A 20,781-nucleotide genomic window follows, 5' to 3' on the forward strand; every position below is an offset into this window, starting at 1 on the left:
TTTGAAACTACCCCTGAAGAAATTCTAGAGCCTGAGTGACATCTGCCTTCAGGGTCTCCAGATCATCGAATCCAATGTTGAAGCGCAGCAGGGGACCCTGCCCCAGATTGCGGCTGCGTTCGCTTGTCATTGGGAGTACGAGGCTCTCATATCCCCCCCAGCTCACGCCAATTCCGAAACATGTCAATGCGTCGACAAAGGCGCGGAAATTGGCTTCCGGACATGGTTTGAAAATGATCGAAAACAATCCGGCAGCGCCAGAAAAATCTCTTTTCCAGTTTTCGTGACCGGGGCAGCTGTCAAACGCCGGGTGCAGCACTCGATCTACTTCCGGCAAGTCCGAAAGCCATGAAGCCATATCAATGCCGGCTTTGTTTTGATGTTCCATGCGCATCTTGAGCGTTCTCAGACCCCTGAGCGCCAGAAAAACCTCTTGCGCACCTGGCTTGTCTCCGAGCGACATGACTGTTCGGCGTATTCGACTGTGGTATTTTTCAGTGGCAGCAATAACACCAAGCATCGCGTCGGAATGTCCACAAAGGTGTTTTGATCCTGAATAGACAACGACATCTGCGCCGAGGTTTAGCGGATTACAGAAAACCGGCGATCCCCAGGTGTTGTCGAAAACAACCGGTACCCCGATTTCATTGGCCTGACGCACGATTTCAGGCAGGTCACAAACTTCGAATGTTCCGGAGCCTGGAGCCTCAGCCATGACAGCGCAAGTGCTGGGCCGGATCTTCTCACCAATGGACTCCATTGGGTCAAACGGTTCGATGTCGACATTCATTGACACCAAAAGGCCGTCACAGAACGCCCGCGTATTGCCATAGAGATTATCCGCTACCAGCAGATGATCACCGGGCCTTGCCAGAGCGAGCAGTGTTGACGTGATCGCCGAGACACCAGATGACGTCAATGTTGCACCGTGGGCCCCGTCCAACTCGGCCAGCAGGCGCTCAAGTGAAAACGTGGCATCATTTCCATATCGGCCGTAGTAAGGAGTGCCGTTCTCAAAGCGGGCTTCTTTTGCGGTCTCGAATTCCTCGAGCGTGCTGAAAACCACCGTTGAACCGAGTTCGACCGGCCAATTCACCTGTTTTCCGACAGGTCCGCCCGGCCGGGCGCCATGCACAAGGGCATCCGCCAGGTTAGTTTTTGTCATTTTGGGTGGCTCCAGAAATTGCGACGTGTTGAAATGATGACACTCGGCATTAAGTGTGTCAATATATGGAAAATTCGTTCTGATTAGCGAAACAAGATGAAATTGACGTCAAATCATTGGGGTCCAGGCTACGTTAATGTCGCCGACGGCCGCATTGTCTCGGTTCTTCCTCATCCCGACGATCCGAATCCTTCTCAAATTTCCGGCAACATTGCACAAAGCCTGAACGGTCGGGCGCGTGTTCTGAAACCCGCTGTTCGAAAGGGCTGGCTGGAGAACGGTCCGGGCTCCGCAAGACGCGGTGAAGATGCCTTTGTCGAACTGTCCTGGTCTGAAATGACTGACCTGCTGGCAGACGAGATCAACCGAGTTAAGAGCACTTATGGCAACAATGCCATTTTTGCCGGCTCATATGGCTGGTCAAGTGCAGGCCGTTTCCATCATGCACAAAGCCAGCTGAAACGTTTCCTGAACACTCTAGGCGGTTTTGTCCGTTCTGAAGGCAATTACAGCTACAATGCAGCATTGGGTTTGATGCCCTTCATCCTGGGCGACTATCGCAGACATGTCGCACAAGCAACGCGTTGGACCGTTGTAGCGGAGCATTGCGACCTCGTTGTCCTGTTCGGCGGGCTGGCCACACGCAATACGCAAGTCAGCGATGGCGGCATCTCCCGGCATAGGATCGAAACAAATCTTAAGTCCTGTGCAGACGCAGGCGTCCGATTTGTGAATTTCAGCCCGATCCGCAGTGACCTTTCGTCAGACATTCCGGCCGAGTGGCTCGCTCCGCTTCCAGGAACAGATGTCGCGGTCATGATGGGAATTGCCCACACGCTTCTGATTGAAGACCTTCACGACAGGGCTTTCCTCGACAAATACACCACCGGTTTCGACAGGTTCGCAGCCTATCTGGTTGGAGAAACGGATGGAGTAGCGAAAACCGCTGCCTGGGCCGAAGGCATCTCAGGCATTCCGTCTGAAAGTTTGCGCAGTCTTGCGCGCGAGATGGCGTCGAAACGGACCATGATTTCCTGTGCTGCAAGTTTGCAGCGCGCTGATTTCGGCGAACAACCGTTGTGGATGACGATTTCGCTTGCAGCGATGCTTGGGCAAATTGGACTTCCGGGTGGAGGCTTTACAATCGGGTATGGCGTCAACGGCAATATCGGCAATATGGAACGACCGTTTCGGCCCGGTGCCCTCCCGCAGGGAAGATCCGCAGTGTCTGATTGCATCCCTGTCGCCATGATATCGGAGATGTTGCTCAACCCACTCGGGAAATATGAGTACCTTGGGGCGACGCGGACATTTCCAGACATCAAAATGGTTTGGTGGGCCGGTGGTAACCCATTCCACCATCACCAGGATCTCAACAGGCTCCGCAGGGCCTTTTCAAAACCGGAAACAATTGTCGTCAATGAGATGAACTGGACCGCGACTGCTCGGCATGCGGACATTGTTTTGCCTGTTGCGGCACCACAGGAAAGAAACGATTTTGGTGCAGGCAAATCGGACAATGCCCTGATTCCGATGCCTGCAGCTGTTTCACCTCCAGGAGAGGCTCTTACCGAATTCGAGATCTATTGCACTCTCTCAAAGCGGCTGGGTAACCACCAGAACTTTTCCAAAGGTCTGGATGAAACTGGTTGGCTGTTGCACCTCTGGGACGAAACAAGGCAGTCAGCAGCAAACCAAGGCATTGATCTACCCGACTGGAGCACCTTCTTGAGCGGAGACATTGTGACGTTGCCAGACCCGTCGCCCAATCAGGTTTTTCTGGCAGAATTTCGCGAAGACCCGCACGGCAATGCACTGCCGACGCCATCAGGTCTGATCGAATTGTATTCACAGACGATTGCTGACATGAATTTGCAGGACTGTCCCGGCCACGCCAGTTGGTTTGAACCAAGAGACAAGGAAACTGGATTGGCGGAACGCTATCCGCTTTCGCTGCTTTCAGGTCAGCCTGGAACGCGGCTGCACAGTCAGCTCGACAATGGCGCGACCAGCCTTGCGGCAAAAATAAAAGGACGCGAACCGGTCCTGCTTCATCCGGAAGACGCTGCAAATCGAAAAATCAAGGACGGAGACATTGTCGAACTGCGAAACGACCGAGGCCGATGCCTTGCCGGGGCCAGAATAACGGACGACATTCGTCCTGGTTGCGCCTTCCTATGGACCGGTGCCTGGTATGACCCGGAGTTTGAAGATCCGCACCATCGGGATCGCCACGGCAACCCCAACGTCCTTACCCATGACCTCAGAACATCCTCGCTCACCCAAAGCCCCGCAGCTCACTCCGCCTATGTTGAAATATTGCCGATCGAAGGTGAGGCACCTGAAGTTGAAGCCCATACTCCCCCGCGATTTACCTTTGCAGACGCGTCGGCTACAGTGCCGAAAATGACCAGCGAAACGTGAAAATGTCAGAAAAAAAAGCGACTGAAGCAAAAGTAGATTCCACACTTTCCAAAGGCCTAGCGATACTTGAAAAGCTGGCAGAAACCCGAAGCGCACTCGGCGTTACTGAAATCTCTCGTTCGCTGGATTTGACCAAGTCGAACACTTTTCGACTGCTGCAGACGCTTTCACGGCTCGGCTACGTTACGCAAAGAGAGGACGGAGCGTATGCTGTCACACTCAAGATGTGGCAAGTCGGACGCTCGACCGTCGACAGTCTCAATCTTAGAGAACTCGCAGCGCCGGAGATGGCCTACCTCGCCGATGAAACCGGTGAAACTATCTATCTCGCTGTGCCAGAACAATTCAACGTCGTCTATATCGACAAGATCGAAAGCAAGAAGCCAATTCGTTCCTGGAACCCGATTGGCGGATCTGCGCCCATCCATTGCGTTGGGACCGGCAAAGCTATCCTGGCTGCCAATTATGAAAGACTGCGCGAAAAGCTTTCCGAGCCGCTGCCCGGGTACACCGGCAGAACGATGACAACCTTGAGCCAGCTGGACGAAGACATCGAAGCAACGAGAATGCGCGGCTATGCCTATGATACCGGAGAATTTCGCGACCGGATTTTAAGTTTCGGGGCGGCAATCAAGCTGCCTGATGGCGAAGCGGTTGCTGCAATCGGCATTTCGGTTCCAAACGTCAATCTTCCAGAAAACGGAGAGGAACGGTTTGGCGCTCTTTCTGCGCACGCTGCCGAGGCCGTTTCCCGCAAACTAACGCGCGTCTGAAATCTCGGTTTCTAGCAAGGCCCATCCAATGAACATGAGACCGGCACTGTGCCGGTCAAAGTCATATCCACGCGCGAAAAAAGCCTGAACCGAATTTCAGATCAGGATTTGGGCTCAGGCATCTCGACGGGGCCTTCTTGCTTTACCCATTGTGAGAAACCTTCCCGCAGATGGGATGCTTCAAATCCCATATCCTGAAGCGTTGCAACTGTCAGTGCTGACCGCCAGCCGGACGCACAATGGAAGACAAATTTCTTGTCCTCGCCGAAAATCTCTTTGAAATACGGGCTTTCCGGATCGACCCAGAATTCGACCATTCCTCTGGGGGCATGTACACTTCCAGGAATAAAACCAGACCTTTGGCGCTCACGCACGTCTCGTATATCGACCACCACGACATTGGGGTCATCCAGCATGTTGATCAGGTCTTGAATTTCGACTTCTTCAATGCGGGACCGAGCCTCAGCGACCATGCTGGCGGAATTCTTGGAAAGCTTTTTCATCTCACTCACTGTTCCGGTATATAAAACATTTATTTCTTATATTGACACGCGGCATTGTTGTTTGCAAGTAATCCTATAGGCGCAAATTTTTGTGTCGCCGTAAACAGGAGGCTATTGCTGTGACACGGACAATGCCGATTTCCCTTTGGGATGTTTCTGCCGAGGAGCGTGACCTGGAAGGTCGCCTGCCGGACGGTGAAACATTCGATGTTGTCATAGTCGGTGGTGGGTTCACGGGGCTTTCAACAGCACTTCATTGTGCTGAAGCTGGACTTTCCGCCTGTGTTATCGAAGCCAATCATGTCGGCTTCGGCGGATCTGGACGCAATGTCGGCCTGGTCAATGCCGGGATCTGGCTACCGCCAACGCAAGTGCGAGAAAAGCTAGGCGCAACTTATGGCCCACGCTTTCTGCAGCGGTTTGGCGATGGCCCTGCAATGGTTTTCGATCTGATCGAAAAATATCAAATTAGGTGTGAGGCAACACGCAACGGGACCATTCACGCGGCTCATGCACCATCCGGTTTTCGCGACCTGGAAGCCAGATGGAAGGAATGGAATTCGCTGGGTGAGCCGGTCGATCTGCTCGGCCGCGAAGAGATCTCTGAAAAAATCGGAACCCGCGTCTTTCACGGCGGTCTTGTCGACCACCGTGCAGGTACGGTCAACCCGATGGGCTACTGCCGTGGCCTGGCGCGGGCCGCGACTGCAGCAGGCGCAACAATCTCGACAGGCGTGAAGGTCACTTCGCTTGCAAAGTCCAACGGCACTTGGAGCGTACAAACCGACAAAGGAAAACTGGACGCCAAGGCCGTGGTTCTTGGCACCAACGCCTATACAGATGATCTGTGGCCCGGTTTGAAGCAAACCTTCACGATGATCCACTACTTCCAGCTGGCAACTGAGCCGCTGGGAGAGCGCGCGGCGCACATTTTGCCTGAAAGACAAGGACTTTGGGACACAGCTCCCGTGATGTTCTCGCTCAGAAGAGACAATGACGACCGATTGATCATCGGGTCGATGGGCAAAGTCATCGGCGACAAGTCCAGCGGTCTATCCCAACGATGGGCAAGAAAGCAGTTGTCTCGGCTCTTTCCCGATCTTGGCGACATCAAATTCGAAGAAGCCTGGCATGGCCAGATTGCGATGACGCCTGATCATCTGCCGAGAATTCACGTGTTGGACGAAGGGCTTTACACCCCAATCGGGTACAACGGCCGCGGGATCACAACAGGCACTATCTTTGGACAAGGCATTGCAGGGTTGTTGACCGGAATGAACCCGGCAGACCTGCCCCTTCCAATGACTAATGTTGCTGCGGTTACAAGCGCGCCGCTGATGTCGCGCTTTTACAATATTGCCTTTACGGCCAATCAATTCATCAAAGGGTTCTGAATAGTATGAACATGTCCGACATTCGCGTTGGCGTGGACATTGGTGGTACGTTCACCGATGTTGCTCTCGACCATGCCGGAGGTATGGCCACCTGTAAGGTGTTGACAGACTATGCCGAACCCGAACGCGCAATTTTGAAAGGCATTGAAACTGCCGCGCAGAAGGCAAACATTGCGCTTTCTGACATCAGTCAGGTCATTCATGGAACAACTCTGGTCACCAATGCGTTGATCGAACGTCGCGGTGCGAAGACTGCCTTCATAACAACAGAAGGCTTCCGCGATGTCGTCGAGATGCGGTCTGAAAACCGTTTCGAGCAATACGACCTGAATCTTGAGCTGCCCAAACCTCTCGTGCCCCGAAAAAATCGGTTCACGTTGAACGAGCGTATGGGACCACAAGGAGAAGTGCTTCTGGCACTTGATCCCGCGGAGGCCAAGGCCGTGGCCGAAAGGATTGTTGCCGGTGGTTATGAGGCTGTTGCCGTGGGTCTCATGCATTCTTATGCCAACAATTCCCATGAAGCCATGATGGCTGAAGCCCTCAGGGAACTTGCACCAGACCTTTCTATCTCTCTGTCATCTGTCATTTCACCACAGATGCGTGAATTGCCTCGTTTCAACACTGTCATTGCGAATGCTTACGTTCAGCCTCAGGTATCCGCATACCTGAACCGGCTTGTTGCAAAATTGCGCGCCAGCAACATCGATGCGCCTGTCTTCATGCTACATTCGGGCGGAGGTCTGATTTCCGTCGAGACTGCCTCAGAGCAACCGGTGAGGCTTTTGGAATCAGGCCCTGCAGGCGGTGCCATCTTTGCCGCTGAGTTCGCGCGTGCCCATGGGATCGACAAAGTCATGTCGTTCGACATGGGGGGAACAACAGCGAAAATCTGCCTCATCGAAGACGGCTCCCCGAAAACGGCGAATACTTTCGAAGTTGCGCGCACCTATCGTTTCAAGAAGGGCTCGGGCATGACCGTATCCACCCCTGTCGTGGAAATGGTCGAAATCGGTGCGGGCGGTGGCTCAATCGCTTCCATCGACACAATGGGGCGTATTCAAGTTGGCCCCCGTTCGGCTGCTTCCGAACCAGGCCCCGCCTGTTATCAGCGCGGTGGCGTGGAACCGACGGTGACGGATTCTAATCTCGTTCTCGGCAGGCTGGATCCCGACAATTTCGCAGGTGGCGCAATTCCACTTTCATTGGAAAATGCCCAAAACGCGCTTGCTGACCGGGTTGCCTGCATCCAAGGCATCGCTGTTGCCGAAGCAGCCTTTGGCGTAACGGAGATGGTCGATGAGAACATGGCCAATGCGGCACGCGTTCATACGGTTGAAAATGGACGTGACATCGAACATTTCACGATGATTGCCTTTGGGGGCGGCGCTCCCCTGCATGCCTGCCGGCTTTGTGAAAAGCTTGGTATCAGAGCCTTGTTAATCCCACCTGGGGCCGGCGTCGGTTCCGCCATCGGGTTCTTGCGTGCACCGTTCAGCTATGAGGCAACGCGCGGCCTTTTTCAAACGCTGTCTGAGTTCGATGCGGACGCTGTGAACGCAGCGCTGAGCGCCATGGAGACCGAAGCCAGGGACTTTGTTGAGGCCGGAATACAGGGAGGCCGGACAACGACCAAACTGACGGCCTTTATGCGCTATTCGGGACAAGGGTGGGAAATTCCGGTCCCCTTGCCGCACAAACAGTTCGCAACAGGCGATGAACCCTCCATCCTCGCCGCTTTCGAAGATGCCTACCGAACGCTTTTCGGTCGCACGATCGACGGTCTTGCCCCGGAAATTACGAACTGGTCCTTGATCGTGAAATCCATCCTGCCTGAGCCCGATGCGGTTCATCGACAGGACAGCTCAGTTGAAGCCGACATCACCAGGACGCGGATCATCTTTGACGCTGCGCTGCGCAAGGATGTTGAGGCCAAAGAAGTCAAAAGGAGTTCGATGACCACGGGACACGTCGTGGAAGGTCCTGCAGTCATCATTGAAGCTGAGACTTCAACAATAGTTACCGCGGCCTATAGGGCTGTTGGTCAATCCGATGGCTGTCTTTTGTTGATCCGGAAGGATGTCAGATAATGCCGAGCGCAATTGACTATCAGATCATGTGGAACCGCCTGATCGCTGTTGTCGAAGAACAGGCAACCACGCTTATCAGAACAGCGTTTTCGACCTCTGTGCGTGAAGCTGGTGACCTGTCAGCCGGGCTTTTCGACCGGCACGGTCGTATGATGGCGCAGGCCGTCACCGGCACGCCCGGACACGTAAACGCCATGGCGGAAAGTGTTACGCATTTCGTCCGCGAAATCGGCATGCAAAACATCTTTGAAGGCGATGTTTTCATAACGAATGACCCCTGGCTTGGAACAGGCCATCTTCACGACATCACGGTTGTTACACCGGTGTTTCGAAAGGGTGTTCATATCGGTTTTTTTGCCTGCACGGCGCATGTGGTCGACATTGGCGGGCGCGGCTTCGGTCCCGATGCAGGCGAAGTCTTTGAAGAAGGTCTTCTCATTCCGATCACGAAGTTTGCCGAGCGGGGCACGGTCAACCCGCTTCTTATTTCCCTGATAAGAGCAAATGTGCGCACACCGGACCAAACCGTTGGTGACATGTATTCACTGGCAGCGTGCAACGAGGCTGGTGACAGACGCTTACAGGCGATGCTGGACGAGTTCGGGATAGATCATCTCGAAGGATTGTCCGACTTCCTGATGGAGGCGAGCCGGAAAGCAACCAAAGAAGCAATCGAGAAAGTTCCTGACGGCACTTACCAACACACAATGACCGTCGACGGGTATGACAATCCGGTTGAAATGGTGGTTACGCTCAAGGTTGAAGGAGACCGCCTCACCGCAGATTTCTCCGGCACCAGCGGCATGAGTGCCTTCGGCGTCAATGTCCCTGAAGTCTATACCAGAGCCTATGCCTGCTATGGTCTCAAATGTGCGATCGCTCCAGCCGTACCGAACAATTCCGGCTCACTGGAGCCATTTGAGATTTCCGCTCCTGAAGGTTGCATTTTGGCAGCAAAACGGCCTGCTCCGGTTTCGGTAAGGCATGTGCTGGGGCATCTCGTACCCGACGTCGTTTTGGGAGCGCTGCATCAGGCAATGCCCGGCGTTGTGCCGTCCGAAGGAGCCTCTGCTCTCTGGAACATTCAGATTTCCGCGCGTGCAAGCGATCCTGAAAGTGGCTTGGAGAATGCCGAAATCCTGATGTTCAATTCCGGCGGCACCGGCGCCCGTCCGACCGTGGATGGCTTGTCGGCAACGGCATTTCCGTCTGGTGTTTCGACAATGAGTGTCGAAGCAACAGAGCATGTCGGTCCAATCACGGTCTGGCGCAAGGATCTTCGAAAAGACTCAGGGGGCGCTGGTGCAACCCGGGGTGGCCTCGGTCAGGTTATCGAGATCGAACCACGCGAAGGCTATGACTTCTGGTTCAACGCGATGTTCGACCGCGTCAAAAATCCAGCGCGAGGACGCGACGGCGGTCAGCCGGGAGCTTCCGGGCGCGTAGAACTGACGGACGGAACCCAGTTGCAGTCGAAAGGCCGGCAGCAAGTGCGAAACGGACAACGTTTGCGCCTCAGTTTGCCGGGTGGTGGTGGCTTTGGCGATCCCTCGAAACGAGACAAAGCAAACATTGCGGCCGACGTTGAAGCAGAGATGATCTCTACAACACAGGCCAAGCAAGACTACGGATATTCTGGAGAAAATTCATGAGCGAGAAAATCGCCCTTATCACCGGTGCGGCACAGGGTATCGGGTTTGCCTGCGCTGAAGCGCTGGCCGAAGACGGTTGCAAGGTGGTGCTGGCTGACATCCAGGAAAGCGTGCATGAAGCCGCTGCCAAGCTGGGTGGTCACGGCTACCTCTGCGACATGGGCGACATGTCCCAGATTGCTGCAATGTTCGACAAAATAGAAGCCGAGGTGGGCTCGATTTCAGTTCTCGTCAACAACGCAGGGATAGCGCTGCCTGGCGATTTCCTCAAATACACTCTTGAGGACTTCAACAAGGTCATCGACGTAAATCTGGTCGGAGTATTCTACGCAACACAACGTGCTGCAAAAACGATGGTCGACAAAGGCCTTCGTGGCGCAATTGTGAATATGTCCTCTATCAACGCACAGGTCGCCATACCGGCAATTCCGGCCTATTGCGCTTCAAAGGGCGGTGTCATGCAATTGACCAAGGCTGCCGCGCTTTCGCTGGCACCGCATGGCATCAGAGTAAACGCGGTTGGCCCGGGATCAATCGATACCGAAATGATGGCCGGGGTAAACGCCAACCCGGAAGCGCTTGCCAAGGTCATGTCACGAACCCCAATTGGCCGTGTCGGAACGGCCCGTGAAATCGGCGACACAGTCGCTTTCCTCGCATCGGACAAAGCAAGCTATATCACCGGGGAGACAATCTATGTCGACGGTGGTCGCCTTGGCTTGAACTATACGGTCTGACCCCATGAGCCGTTACAAGCAAACCTACGCCGAATGGTCCACCGATCCTGAACGTTTCTGGATGAATGCGGCGAGCAGTATCGACTGGATAAAAGCACCTGAAACGGCGTTCGACCCGGATATGGGCGCCTATGGCCGATGGTTTCCCGATGGTGTCTGCAACACCTGCTGGAACGCAGTCGACAGGCATGTTGCCGCTGGAAACGGCGATCGACTTGCCCTGGTTTATGACAGTCCCGTCACCCAAACCGTCAAGCGGTATTCCTTTCATGATCTCCAGACAGAGATTGGAGCGCTGGCTGAAGTTCTTCGGCTAAACGGTGTCGACAAGGGTGACAGGGTCATCATCTATATGCCGATGGTTCCGGAAGCCATCTTCTCGATGCTGGCCTGTGCGCGACTGGGTGCAATTCACTCTGTCGTTTTCGGCGGATTTGCAGCCGCCGAACTGGCGACACGAATCGAAGACGCCAAACCAAAGGTAATCATCTCTGCATCTTGCGGCATTGAACCAAACCGGATCGTTGCCTACAAACCGCTTCTTGATGCCGCTATCGCGATGTCCGAGGACAAGCCCGAAAAATGCATCATCTTGCAGCGCGACGCGCTGACTGCCGATATGATCGATGGGCAGGATCTCGACTATTCAACGGAAGTGGGCGCGACAAAGGGAACGCTGCCGGAATGTGTTCCGGTCCTGGCGACAGACCCTGCCTATATTCTTTATACATCCGGGACCACCGGACAGCCCAAAGGTGTCGTGCGAGATACGGGCGGCCACATGGTCGCGATGAAATGGTCCATGGAACACCACTATGACGTCAAACCGGGCGAAGTGTTCTGGGCTGCCTCGGATGTCGGCTGGGTCGTTGGCCATTCCTATATTTGTTACGCCCCCCTCCTCCATGGGTGTGCGACGGTTGTGTATGAAGGAAAGCCGGTCGGGACACCTGACGCAGGTGCCTTCTGGAGGGTTATTCAGGATCACAAGGTCGTTGCTCTATTTACTGCACCGACAGCGTTTCGCGCGATCCGCAAGGAAGACCCTTCAGGTGCACTCATCGACCAGCACGACCTCAACCATTTCCGCACCCTGTTTCTGGCCGGTGAGCGCTCCGACCCGGCAACGATCGAATGGGCGCAGCAGAAACTGAAACGCCCGGTAGTCGACCATTGGTGGCAGACCGAAACGGGCTGGCCAATGTCTGGCAATCCAGTCGGCCTAGGTGTCCTTCCCGTCAAACCTGGTTCACCCGGCGTCCCAATGCCCGGCTACAGGATTGAAGTGCTGGATGATGAAGGTCGTCAGTTACCTGCTGGAACGCTTGGCAACATTGTCTGCAAGCTGCCCCTGCCCCCATCGGGAACACCTACACTATGGAATGCGGAAGAGCGCTTCCACAAAGCCTATCTGGAAGACTTTCCAGGTTACTACGCGACATCTGATGCCGGAATTGTCGATGAAGACGGATATGTTTTCATCATGGCTCGCACGGACGACATCATCAATGTCGCCGGTCACCGCCTTTCAACCGGCGCTATGGAAGAAGTCATCGCAGCACATCAAGACATTGCCGAGTGCGCTGTCGTGGGAGCGGCAGACGCGCTCAAGGGGCAATTGCCTATCGGTTTCTTTGTCCAAAACGATGGTGCAAGCCGAGACCCCGTCGAGTTGGAGCGAGAACTCGTTTCTCTTGTCAGAGAAAAAATCGGCGCGGTCGCGGCCTTTAAGACCGCGATGGAAGTCGAGCGTCTGCCGAAAACACGATCAGGCAAGGTTTTGCGAGGAACCATGCAGAAACTTGCCGACAACGAGGCGTTCAAAATGCCGGCTGCGATCGATGACCCAGCCATCCTGGACGAAATTTCAAGTGTCCTTGCCAATCGCGGATACAGAAAGGCTTCTAAATGATTGAGCGGCTTCATACAGGCACGCGCATGAGCAAGATCGTCAAGCACAATGGCGTTGCTTATCTGTGTGGACAGGTCGGTGCTGGCGATACAGTTGCGGACCAAACACGTGACTGCCTGTCCAGAGTTGACGCCCTGCTTGTCGAAGCAGGGTCGGATCGCGAGCACATCCTGCAGGCCATCGTCTGGCTCGCTGATATGGCCGATTTCCCAGAAATGAATGCGGTCTGGGACCAATGGGTGCCGGAAGGCCACGCGCCTGCACGCGCGTGCGGAGAAGCGCGTCTTGCCAGGGATGTATTGAAAGTCGAGATCATCGTGACCGCCGCCATCAAGGAGGAAACGTAAAATGGAAATACCTGCCGTCGAACTCCGACATGTGAATAAGTATTACGGAAGTTTCCACGCCTTGAAAGACATCGAGCTGTCGGTCACCAAAGGCGAAAAGATTGTTGTTTGCGGTCCGTCCGGCTCAGGCAAATCGACCATGATCAGAACAATCAATCAGCTTGAAGAGCACCAATCGGGAGAAATCCTGATCCATGGCGACGAGATATACGCCGACGCACACAACATCGAATTGCTTCGCCGTGACGTCGGCATGGTTTTTCAGCATTTCAATCTGTTTCCGCACATGACCATTCTCGAAAACTGTACGCTGGCTCCGGTGCTGGCGCGCAAAGAAAGTCAAGCCGAGGCAGAAACGCATGCCATGCAGTATCTTGAAAAGGTTCGGATTGCGGATCAGGCCCAAAAGTATCCTGGTCAGCTGTCCGGAGGGCAGCAACAACGTGTTGCTATTGCAAGAGCACTTTGCATGAAGCCAGACATTCTCTTGTTCGACGAACCGACCTCGGCTCTCGATCCTGAAATGATCGGCGAAGTTCTGGATGTCATGGAAACTCTTGCAAAAGAAGGCATGACGATGATCTGCGTAACCCACGAAATGGGCTTTGCAAAACGTGTCGCAGACCGAGTGATCTTCATGGATGCAGGGCAAATCGTCGAAGAAGCCGATCCGATTTCATTCTTCGAGAATCCCACAAATCCGAGAACGAAACTGTTTCTGGAGCAAGTGCTGACCCACTAGCTCTTTTGGCATCTTCCTCCCCAACCGGAAGCTGCTCATTTTTGCAGCCAACTGAAACCCGGCCTCTCGGCCGGGTTCTTTTTTGTCAAGCGTCAGCAAAGCAGGCCGAGAAACCGGAGCAATGAATACCCGACGCTTGTGCGCCGGGCATTCAATCAAAGTTTCTACTTCTTCAGCGACGCAATGAAAGTGTCGACTTCACCAAGTGAGAGGTATTCCACCTCGTCAGTACCACTGTCGGTGAACTTCCAGATAACGGCCGGAGCGGAAACGTCGCCATTTGCGTCGAACCGCACGTCGCCGGTTGCCCCCTGATATTTCACCGTTCCGCCGCCTGCCAGCGTTTCCTTCGCCGTCGTAAAGCCTGCAACATCTGCCGTTACCGGCGCGCCATCCGGGTCAGTGACCTTGGCAACGGCTGCAGCAATATCAGCACCCGATGCATTGGCACCAGCTGCTTCCATTGCAAGAAGCGCGATCATTGCGGCATCAAAACTGTTTGCAAGCCCTGGCCCGTTCGGTTCGGAACCAAACTTTTCGACATAAGCAGCCTTAAAAGCATCTGCGCTGGCGACACGCGGTGATGCGGTGTCTGTGCCCAGTGCGTTTTCAAGATACTGAAGCCCGACATTGTCCCTGAATTCATCCGATTTCAAAGAGTTCGCCAGGATCATGTTTTGAGTTCCGCCAAGTGAAATCCACTCACGAACCGCCGAAGTTCCTTCGTTCGGATAAAGCGCCAGGTAGATGGCATCAGGCGAACCACCCAGAGCTTCCGTAACTTCAGCACGATAGGAGGGTTGGGCGTCATTGATCGCCACAGACCCGGTGACATCGATACCGGCTGCAGCGAAATCGGCGGCGATCAAACGCGCCATATCCTGTCCCCAGTCGTCGTTCTTATAAAGAATGGCGACTGACTTATAGCCTTTATCGGCAGCAACTTTCGCACCCATGGCGGACTGAACCGCGGTCGTCGCAAATGTCCGAAACCAAAGGCCGTTGGTCTTGCCTTCTTCCGACAGTTTGGTGAAGGCAGTGGAGGAAGAACAACAGGACATTTGCATGACGCCACCAGGGCCCGTTACGGACGTCAGAATAGGCATGGAGACACCAGACGAGACCGCGCCAAGCAATACATTCACACCCTCAAGATCGACAAGCGCCTTGGCAGCGTCCACGCCGACTTTCGGGTCGACCTGGGTGTCACGCAACACCATTTCGATTTTGCAGCCGGCCGCACCGCCGGCTTCGTTGACCTGGTCGACCGCAAATTGTGCCACCTCGGCTATGGGACGACCCCAATCCACCGAAGTTGGCAGCACTGCTCCGACCTTTGTCGTACAGTCCTGTGCTTGAGCGCTGACACTCAGACCCGACATGCCGGCCGCGAAGGCCGCTAATGTTAGTAGCTTTTTCATGTGAACCCCTCTGCTTGTGTCTTTTCCCGGTTCTGACCGGGTTGAGAAACGACCAGCCGCTCCGGGAAGAGACCTTGAGGCCTCCAGAGCAGCATGCCGACGATAACCAGACCGATCAGCACAAACTGGATTGATCCGGTGTAAAGCTGTGCCTCAACAGGTGCGAAGCGCGACAACGCCCATCCTGAAAACGTCCAAGCGCCCCAGATTAGAAACGCTCCTGCCAATGCCCCTTTGGTGTTTCCTGCACCGCCCACGATAAGCATTGCCCAAATCTGGAAAGTCAGAATGGGAAGAACATCTTGCGGACTGACGAAGGCGTAAAAGGTGGCATAGAGCCCACCGGATAGACCTATGATCACCGACCCGGTCACAAACGAAATCAAACGGATACGATCCGGTGCCTTGCCGAGTGATCTGGCGGCGGTTTCATCTTCCCGGATTGCGCGCAACAACCGGCCGAAGGGTGATACGGTCAACCGTTCCAAGAACACATAGACCAGCAAGAGTGTGACAAGCACGCCAGCCAGAAACACTACATTGTAGGTGAAACCATCACCAAGCAGTGCTCTCAAGGGGCGCTCGAAACCACGTATGCCCTGCGCCCCGCCTGTGATCGTGGTCGCATTTCTCATCACGTTTTCAAATGCGACCGCCACCCCGAAGGTCGCAATCGCCAGATAGTCGTGGCGCAGTCGTAATGTCAGTTTGCCGACGACCCAGGCAAGAGCCCCAGCGGCAAGCATGCCTCCAGCCAAGGCGAGCGGATAAATGAGGCCGAAACCGCCGAAATGACCATCTTGCGGCGGACCACCAAGCATGAGCGTCGCATATGCACCTGCACCGAAAGAAGCCACCACACCGCCGTTGAACAGTCCCGTGTTGCCCCATTGCAGGTTCAGGCCCATGACCGCGATGCCCAATATGGCAGCCACTGTTGTGAAAAACACAAGATAGGAAACGACACCGATCACGCGCGGGCCTCCCCAAAGAGACCATTTGGACGGATCAGTAGGACCAGCAATATCATCAGGAACGGAACTGATGGACTGTACCCCGAAGGAAGTATGACGAGAGCAACGTTTGATGCGACACCGACGATAAACCCGCCAAGTACCGCGCCATAAACACTGCCGATGCCGCCAACGATTGTTGCAGCAAAAATCGGCAGCACCAGATCGCGCCCCATCACTGGTGTGATTTGATAACTGAGACCGTAGAAAACCCCTGCGATCGCTCCAAGCGAACCGCCAATCAGCCAAACCGCAACGATCATACGTTTCAAGTTCACGCCGTGCACTTGAGCAAGGCTTGGATTCTCGGCTATGGCGCGCAAGGCGAATCCGAACCTTGTTCTCGACAGAACCAGATAAAGCGCAAACATGATGAGCAGCGCCGCGATCAGGACGAAGACCTGATCGGGTTTCACCAACAACAACGGATCGCGTGAAATCACCATTGCGAACGCTATGTCACGTGAATAGAGCTCGCTGGACAGTCCGAAAATCAATCCGATGACGTTTCGAATTACGAGCGACATGCCAAAGGACGCGAACACCATCGAGAGTTCACCCCCCTTCTCTCGAACGCGTCTGAATACTAGACGGTCTATGGCAACAGCACTCAACCCAGTCAGCGCCATCGAGATAAGGATCGATAGAGCCAGCGCCGCCGTCATCGAAAGAGGACCGATTTTGACGGACAACACAGGCGAAAGACTTTCGAAAAGTTTGTCGAAAACAAGTGCGCAGTAAGCGCCGATCGACAGCAACTCTGCGTGAGAAAAATTCGCAAAGCGCAAGATATGCATGACCATGGTCAGGCCGATTGCGCCCAGGGAAAGAAATGAGCCCACCAGGATACCGTCGACAAGATGCTGGATCATGCCGCCCCTCTCCTTTCACCGCCAAGATAGATCCGTCCGAGAGCCGGATCTTCAAGGAGGTCTTCTGCAGGCCCGTCTATCTGGTTTCGACCTTCCGCCAAAACGTAGCAATGATCTCCACGTTTTAGTGCCTGTTTCACATTCTGTTCGACCAACAAGACAGAAACACCTTGTTGGGTCAGTCCTTTAACGTGGTCCAACACCTCTTCGGAAGCCTTGGGAGACAAGCCAGCGGATGGCTCATCCATGAGGATCAAACGAGGTTCAACGGCAAGCGCCATTGCAACCGCCAGAAACTGTCGCTGGCCACCGGAAAGTGAACCCGCCTTTTCGCGCCTCTTTTCCTTGAGTACAGGGAAGCGATCGAACAACACTTCAACTCTGTCCAATGGATCCTTTTGCACTGAAAGAGCGACCTCAAGGTTCTGCTGGATGGTCATGGTTCGAAAGACGTTGTCCGTCTGCGGCACATAGGCGATGCCGTTTCGGGTGAGCAGATCCGGCGACAAACCAGTAACATCCCTGCCCTCAAAGCAGATTTTTCCTGTGTCCACGTTCAGCAGACCGGCAACCGCTTTGATCAGGGTCGACTTTCCTGCACCATTGGGTCCGATAATTACGGTCAACTTGCCGTGGTTGGCGATAAGAGATACCTCCCGAAGTATCGGCAAATCCGGGACGTAACCCGCGGTCACAGCGGTTATTTCCAGGAGGGCCTCAGGCATCGACCGGTGCTCCCAGATAGGCATCGAGCAGCAAAGGATTGGACTGTGCCTCGGAAGATGTCCCCTGGAAAACGACGCGGCCTTCGGCCATGGCCACAACGGGATCGCAGTGCCGCATAACGAAATCCATGTCGTGCTCAATGATGAGAAAGGTCTTGCCGCCGCGGTTCAGCTCTTCGATCTTCTCAATCAGCGTCTCTGTCAGCACCGGATTGACGCCAGCTGCGGGCTCATCCAGCAGGATCACCTTGGGGTCGCCCATCAACACCCGCGCGAGTTCAAGAAGTTTCATCTGACCACCAGAGATCTTCCCTGCCGGTTGATCCGCCAGGTGACGAAGTGTCAGAAACTCCAATACTTCCAGCGCTTTTCTTCGAATGCGCTGCTCCTGGTCCCCGATACGGCCACGGGCGAAAACCGCTCCCCAAAGCGTCTCACCTGTCTGGCCTGTTGGTGCAAGCATGACATTTTCCAAAACGCTCATACGCTTGAAGGGTCTGGGAATCTGAAATGTGCGCCCAAGGCCTAATTCAAACCGTTGATCGGGGTGCAAGCCGGTAACATCATTCCCGAACAACTTGATAGAACCCGTTGTCGGGGACAATTCTCCGGCGACCACATTGAACAGTGTCGACTTCCCGGCACCGTTGGGACCGATCAATCCCGTGATGGACCCGGTCTCAATTTCAATCGTAACGTTGTCAACTGCCTTGAATTCACCGAAGGAGCGACTGATACTGGAAAGGCTTAGAATAGCTTCAGCCATTTGCTGCACCCATCACAGCGTCGTCCGGACGATGATTGAGATTGTACTTCATGATACGACCGTGCCGTCCATTTCGGTCGCGCTCGAGGGCAAATACCGGACCCTGTGGTCCTGGTGCTCGCGCAAGAAAATCCGAGATTCTCTTTAAATCACCGTCATCCAGTTCAAATCGGAACACATCAAGGGTTTGCGGCAAATGCCGTGCATATCTGGCGCCAACAATTGCGGCCGCGACCTGGGGCTGTTGGAGAACCCACCGCGTGGCAACGGAACTGAGAGTCGTGTCATGGCGCTCACCGATCTCCTTGAGCAAGGCAAGAAGCTCCTGAAAAGTCGCCCAGGATCCGAACTCGTCAATTATCAGGCGATATTTGACCAAGGATCTGTTTTCAAATGAGAAACCGGGGTCTGGCACACCAAGCCACCTATCGGTCAGAAATCCGCCGGCCAATGTTCCGTAACACAAGAGTTTAATATCGTGTGCGGCGCACCAGGGCACCAGGTCGACAGAAGGGCGACGGTCAAGCAGAGAATACTGGACCTGTGTCGACACAAGATCGATACCAGCGTCGAGGTAGGGAACCGTTTCCTCAACATCCCAGTTGGTGACGCCGAGATGAGCGATCTTGCCCTTCTCCTGGCAGCGTTTCAAAATCTCCATCGCCTGTACAGGCGACCCGAGGCTCCTGTCCCACCAATAGAATTGCACCAAATGCAGCCGTTCTATTTGCAGTCGTTGGAGTGACCGGTCCACGATTGCTTCGATCTCGTGGGAGGCAAGACCTGCCAGTCTTTCAAGATCGGGAACCAACTTCGTATGCACCTGGACAAGATCGGCAACAGCAGACCCACGCCGCCGACGCACATCGGCAATGAAACTCCCAATCATTTCTTCAACGCCGGTATAGATATCCGCGCAGTCGAAGCTGGTTATGCCATTGTCGAGAAAAGCTTCCATGTCTGCGACCGCCGAAGCCGTGACAACGGGTCCGTGATCTCCAGCAAGTTGCCACCCGCCTTTGATAACCCTCGAGATGGAATAGCCTGGGCGAAGTTCGGCAGTTTCGACCGTCATTTTCCCAGGTCCTTCTGCCAATACGGCGTGCCGCGGCTGTCCGGCAATCCCGTGGTGCCGGAATGACTGAACCACCTTTTTTCCGTCCGAGTGATCCGAAATCGGCCGCCACAATGCGGGTCAGGACAAGCCACCTCTGCGTCAGTGCTCATCCAATCGTTGTCACCAGTCTCACGTTGCTTGGCTGGAAGCAGAGGGAGGACAGCAGCAAGTGCGTACATGGACACACGCTGGCCTTCTGCGAACACAAGCGCCTCTCCCTCAACTCTGAAACTTTCGCCCTCAATGTGGCGACAGACAGGCGTGCGGCCATCGAGAACTGTTTCGACTTTCAGGTCATAAAGCCAAAACCCAGCCTCACGAACTGTCTTCAATTCGTCTTTGTCAGCGCGTTCGTCCGTCACCGCGCCCCTCACTTTTTTGTTTTGGCACCTTGCGTGTGATCTGTGATATTTTATACCATATCTCAAATTGAAATTGTCAAGGCAAGAAACCCATCAAGGGTCGAAGGAACAGGGATGAGCCAACCCAAAATCGCGCGGATCGATCAATCGAAGCTGAGAGAAAGCGCCTATGAAGCCTTACATGAGGCCTTCACCCGGGGTGCTTTTGCACCCGGAGAAACGGTGAGCCTTAGAACGCTCGCAGATCAGCTCGGCACATCCATGACACCAGTTCGTGAAGCTGTCCGCCGACTGGTTGCCGAGGGCGCGCTCGTTGATACGCCAAGCCGAACGCTTGAGGTCCCCCCTTTTGACGCGGACAGAATGCGTGAACTCAAATCAGCACGCCTGGCACTGGAAGCGCTTTTGCTGGAAGAAGCAATGGACCGTATCGACGACGTTGCCATCGACACACTTGAACGCATTATTGTTGCTCCCAGATCAGCAGACGACATGCCGGATCTGAAGCAAAACTATGACTTTCATTTCAGTCTATATAGACAATCCGGTTCAAGAGTTATCCTGCCGTTGGTCGAAGCCCTGTGGCTGCAATACGGAGCCTTCCTGAATCTGGTAGTAAAGGAAAAGGCCGCCAACGAGATACCTGAACACATTCATCACGAAGAGATCATTACCGCCTTGCGAAAAAATGACCGCAAGGCAGCTCAAAAGGCCCTCGCCCTGGATATCGAACGAAGCTTCAAATTGCTGCTTCCGGAAACCTGAA

At 54.5% G+C, this 20,781-nt stretch carries 19 protein-coding genes; 10 read left to right on the plus strand and 9 right to left on the minus strand.

Annotated features, from left to right (window positions below; all coding sequences use genetic code 11):
• Nucleotides 1-7: 7 nt before the first annotated feature.
• Nucleotides 8-1,165 carry a trans-sulfuration enzyme family protein gene (locus K1718_RS16045; protein WP_265681577.1) on the minus strand — a complete coding sequence of 386 codons (1,158 nt, stop codon included), beginning with the start codon at nt 1,163-1,165 and terminating at the stop codon, nt 8-10.
• 96 nt (nt 1,166-1,261) lie between these two features.
• Between K1718_RS16045 and K1718_RS16050 the strand changes: the two genes are divergently transcribed.
• Together K1718_RS16050 and K1718_RS16055 are read left to right on the plus strand one after the other, a co-directional pair.
• Nucleotides 1,262-3,589 (plus strand): molybdopterin-dependent oxidoreductase, encoded by a 2,328-nt coding sequence (locus K1718_RS16050; RefSeq protein WP_265681576.1) that lies wholly within the window; start codon nt 1,262-1,264, stop codon nt 3,587-3,589.
• 2 nt (nt 3,590-3,591) lie between these two features.
• A complete protein-coding gene (locus K1718_RS16055; protein WP_265681575.1) occupies nt 3,592-4,362 on the plus strand; it encodes an IclR family transcriptional regulator in 771 nt (256 codons plus the stop codon).
• Between the two features lie 101 nt (nt 4,363-4,463).
• Here the strand turns inward: K1718_RS16055 and K1718_RS16060 are convergent, their stop codons facing one another.
• The gene (locus K1718_RS16060) at nt 4,464-4,865 is read right to left on the minus strand and encodes a rhodanese-like domain-containing protein (protein WP_152501911.1); all 402 of its coding nucleotides are present in this window, start codon (nt 4,863-4,865) and stop codon (nt 4,464-4,466) included.
• 119 nt (nt 4,866-4,984) lie between these two features.
• Here K1718_RS16060 and K1718_RS16065 point away from each other — a divergent pair, with 119 nt between their 5' ends.
• The 7 genes from K1718_RS16065 to K1718_RS16095 are packed head-to-tail and all read left to right on the plus strand — an operon-like array spanning nt 4,985 to nt 13,739.
• Nucleotides 4,985-6,259 carry an NAD(P)/FAD-dependent oxidoreductase gene (locus K1718_RS16065; RefSeq protein ID WP_265681574.1) on the plus strand — a complete coding sequence of 425 codons (1,275 nt, stop codon included), beginning with the start codon at nt 4,985-4,987 and terminating at the stop codon, nt 6,257-6,259.
• Nucleotides 6,260-6,264: 5 nt separating this feature from the next.
• Nucleotides 6,265-8,349 (plus strand): hydantoinase/oxoprolinase family protein, encoded by a 2,085-nt coding sequence (locus tag K1718_RS16070; protein WP_265681573.1) that lies wholly within the window; start codon nt 6,265-6,267, stop codon nt 8,347-8,349.
• Nucleotides 8,349-10,001, plus strand: a complete 1,653-nt coding sequence (locus K1718_RS16075; RefSeq protein ID WP_265681572.1) for a hydantoinase B/oxoprolinase family protein — start codon at nt 8,349-8,351, stop codon at nt 9,999-10,001. Before K1718_RS16070 ends, K1718_RS16075 begins: the two co-directional genes overlap by 1 nt.
• Nucleotides 9,998-10,738 carry an SDR family NAD(P)-dependent oxidoreductase gene (locus tag K1718_RS16080; protein ID WP_265681571.1) on the plus strand — a complete coding sequence of 247 codons (741 nt, stop codon included), beginning with the start codon at nt 9,998-10,000 and terminating at the stop codon, nt 10,736-10,738. The genes K1718_RS16075 and K1718_RS16080 overlap by 4 nt, the downstream gene beginning before the upstream one ends.
• A gap of 4 nt (nt 10,739-10,742) precedes the next feature.
• Nucleotides 10,743-12,650 (plus strand): propionyl-CoA synthetase, encoded by a 1,908-nt coding sequence (locus tag K1718_RS16085; RefSeq protein WP_265681570.1) that lies wholly within the window; start codon nt 10,743-10,745, stop codon nt 12,648-12,650.
• Nucleotides 12,647-12,997 (plus strand): RidA family protein, encoded by a 351-nt coding sequence (locus tag K1718_RS16090; RefSeq protein WP_152501916.1) that lies wholly within the window; start codon nt 12,647-12,649, stop codon nt 12,995-12,997. Before K1718_RS16085 ends, K1718_RS16090 begins: the two co-directional genes overlap by 4 nt.
• 1 nt (nt 12,998) lies before the next feature.
• Nucleotides 12,999-13,739: an amino acid ABC transporter ATP-binding protein gene (locus tag K1718_RS16095; RefSeq protein ID WP_265681569.1), complete on the plus strand. Its 741-nt coding sequence runs from the start codon at nt 12,999-13,001 to the stop codon at nt 13,737-13,739.
• Nucleotides 13,740-13,903: 164 nt separating this feature from the next.
• On the opposite strand, the gene K1718_RS16100 is transcribed toward K1718_RS16095, so the two are convergent.
• Genes K1718_RS16100 through K1718_RS16130 form a run of 7 tightly spaced genes read right to left on the minus strand, consistent with a single transcriptional unit; the run spans nt 13,904 to nt 20,015 of the window.
• Nucleotides 13,904-15,160, minus strand: coding sequence for an ABC transporter substrate-binding protein (locus K1718_RS16100; protein ID WP_265681568.1), 1,257 nt, complete (start codon nt 15,158-15,160; stop codon nt 13,904-13,906).
• Complete coding sequence (locus K1718_RS16105; RefSeq protein ID WP_265681567.1) at nt 15,157-16,134, minus strand: branched-chain amino acid ABC transporter permease; 978 nt, start codon at nt 16,132-16,134, stop codon at nt 15,157-15,159. Before K1718_RS16105 ends, K1718_RS16100 begins: the two co-directional genes overlap by 4 nt.
• Complete coding sequence (locus K1718_RS16110; protein WP_265681566.1) at nt 16,131-17,045, minus strand: branched-chain amino acid ABC transporter permease; 915 nt, start codon at nt 17,043-17,045, stop codon at nt 16,131-16,133. The genes K1718_RS16105 and K1718_RS16110 overlap by 4 nt, the downstream gene beginning before the upstream one ends.
• A complete protein-coding gene (locus K1718_RS16115) occupies nt 17,042-17,770 on the minus strand; it encodes an ABC transporter ATP-binding protein (protein WP_265681565.1) in 729 nt (242 codons plus the stop codon). Before K1718_RS16115 ends, K1718_RS16110 begins: the two co-directional genes overlap by 4 nt.
• Entirely contained in the window at nt 17,763-18,536 is a 774-nt protein-coding gene (locus K1718_RS16120; protein ID WP_265681564.1) for an ABC transporter ATP-binding protein, read from the minus strand. Before K1718_RS16120 ends, K1718_RS16115 begins: the two co-directional genes overlap by 8 nt.
• Nucleotides 18,529-19,611: an aldo/keto reductase gene (locus K1718_RS16125; RefSeq protein WP_265681563.1), complete on the minus strand. Its 1,083-nt coding sequence runs from the start codon at nt 19,609-19,611 to the stop codon at nt 18,529-18,531. The genes K1718_RS16120 and K1718_RS16125 overlap by 8 nt, the downstream gene beginning before the upstream one ends.
• Nucleotides 19,608-20,015, minus strand: a complete 408-nt coding sequence (locus tag K1718_RS16130) for a TIGR04076 family protein (protein ID WP_265681562.1) — start codon at nt 20,013-20,015, stop codon at nt 19,608-19,610. Before K1718_RS16130 ends, K1718_RS16125 begins: the two co-directional genes overlap by 4 nt.
• 114 nt (nt 20,016-20,129) lie before the next feature.
• Between K1718_RS16130 and K1718_RS16135 the strand changes: the two genes are divergently transcribed.
• Complete coding sequence (locus tag K1718_RS16135; RefSeq protein ID WP_265681561.1) at nt 20,130-20,780, plus strand: GntR family transcriptional regulator; 651 nt, start codon at nt 20,130-20,132, stop codon at nt 20,778-20,780.
• Nucleotide 20,781 lies beyond the last annotated feature (1 nt).

It is taken from the genome of Roseibium porphyridii, assembly GCF_026191725.2.
In the GTDB taxonomy this organism is placed as follows: Bacteria; Pseudomonadota; Alphaproteobacteria; order Rhizobiales; family Stappiaceae; genus Roseibium; species Roseibium porphyridii.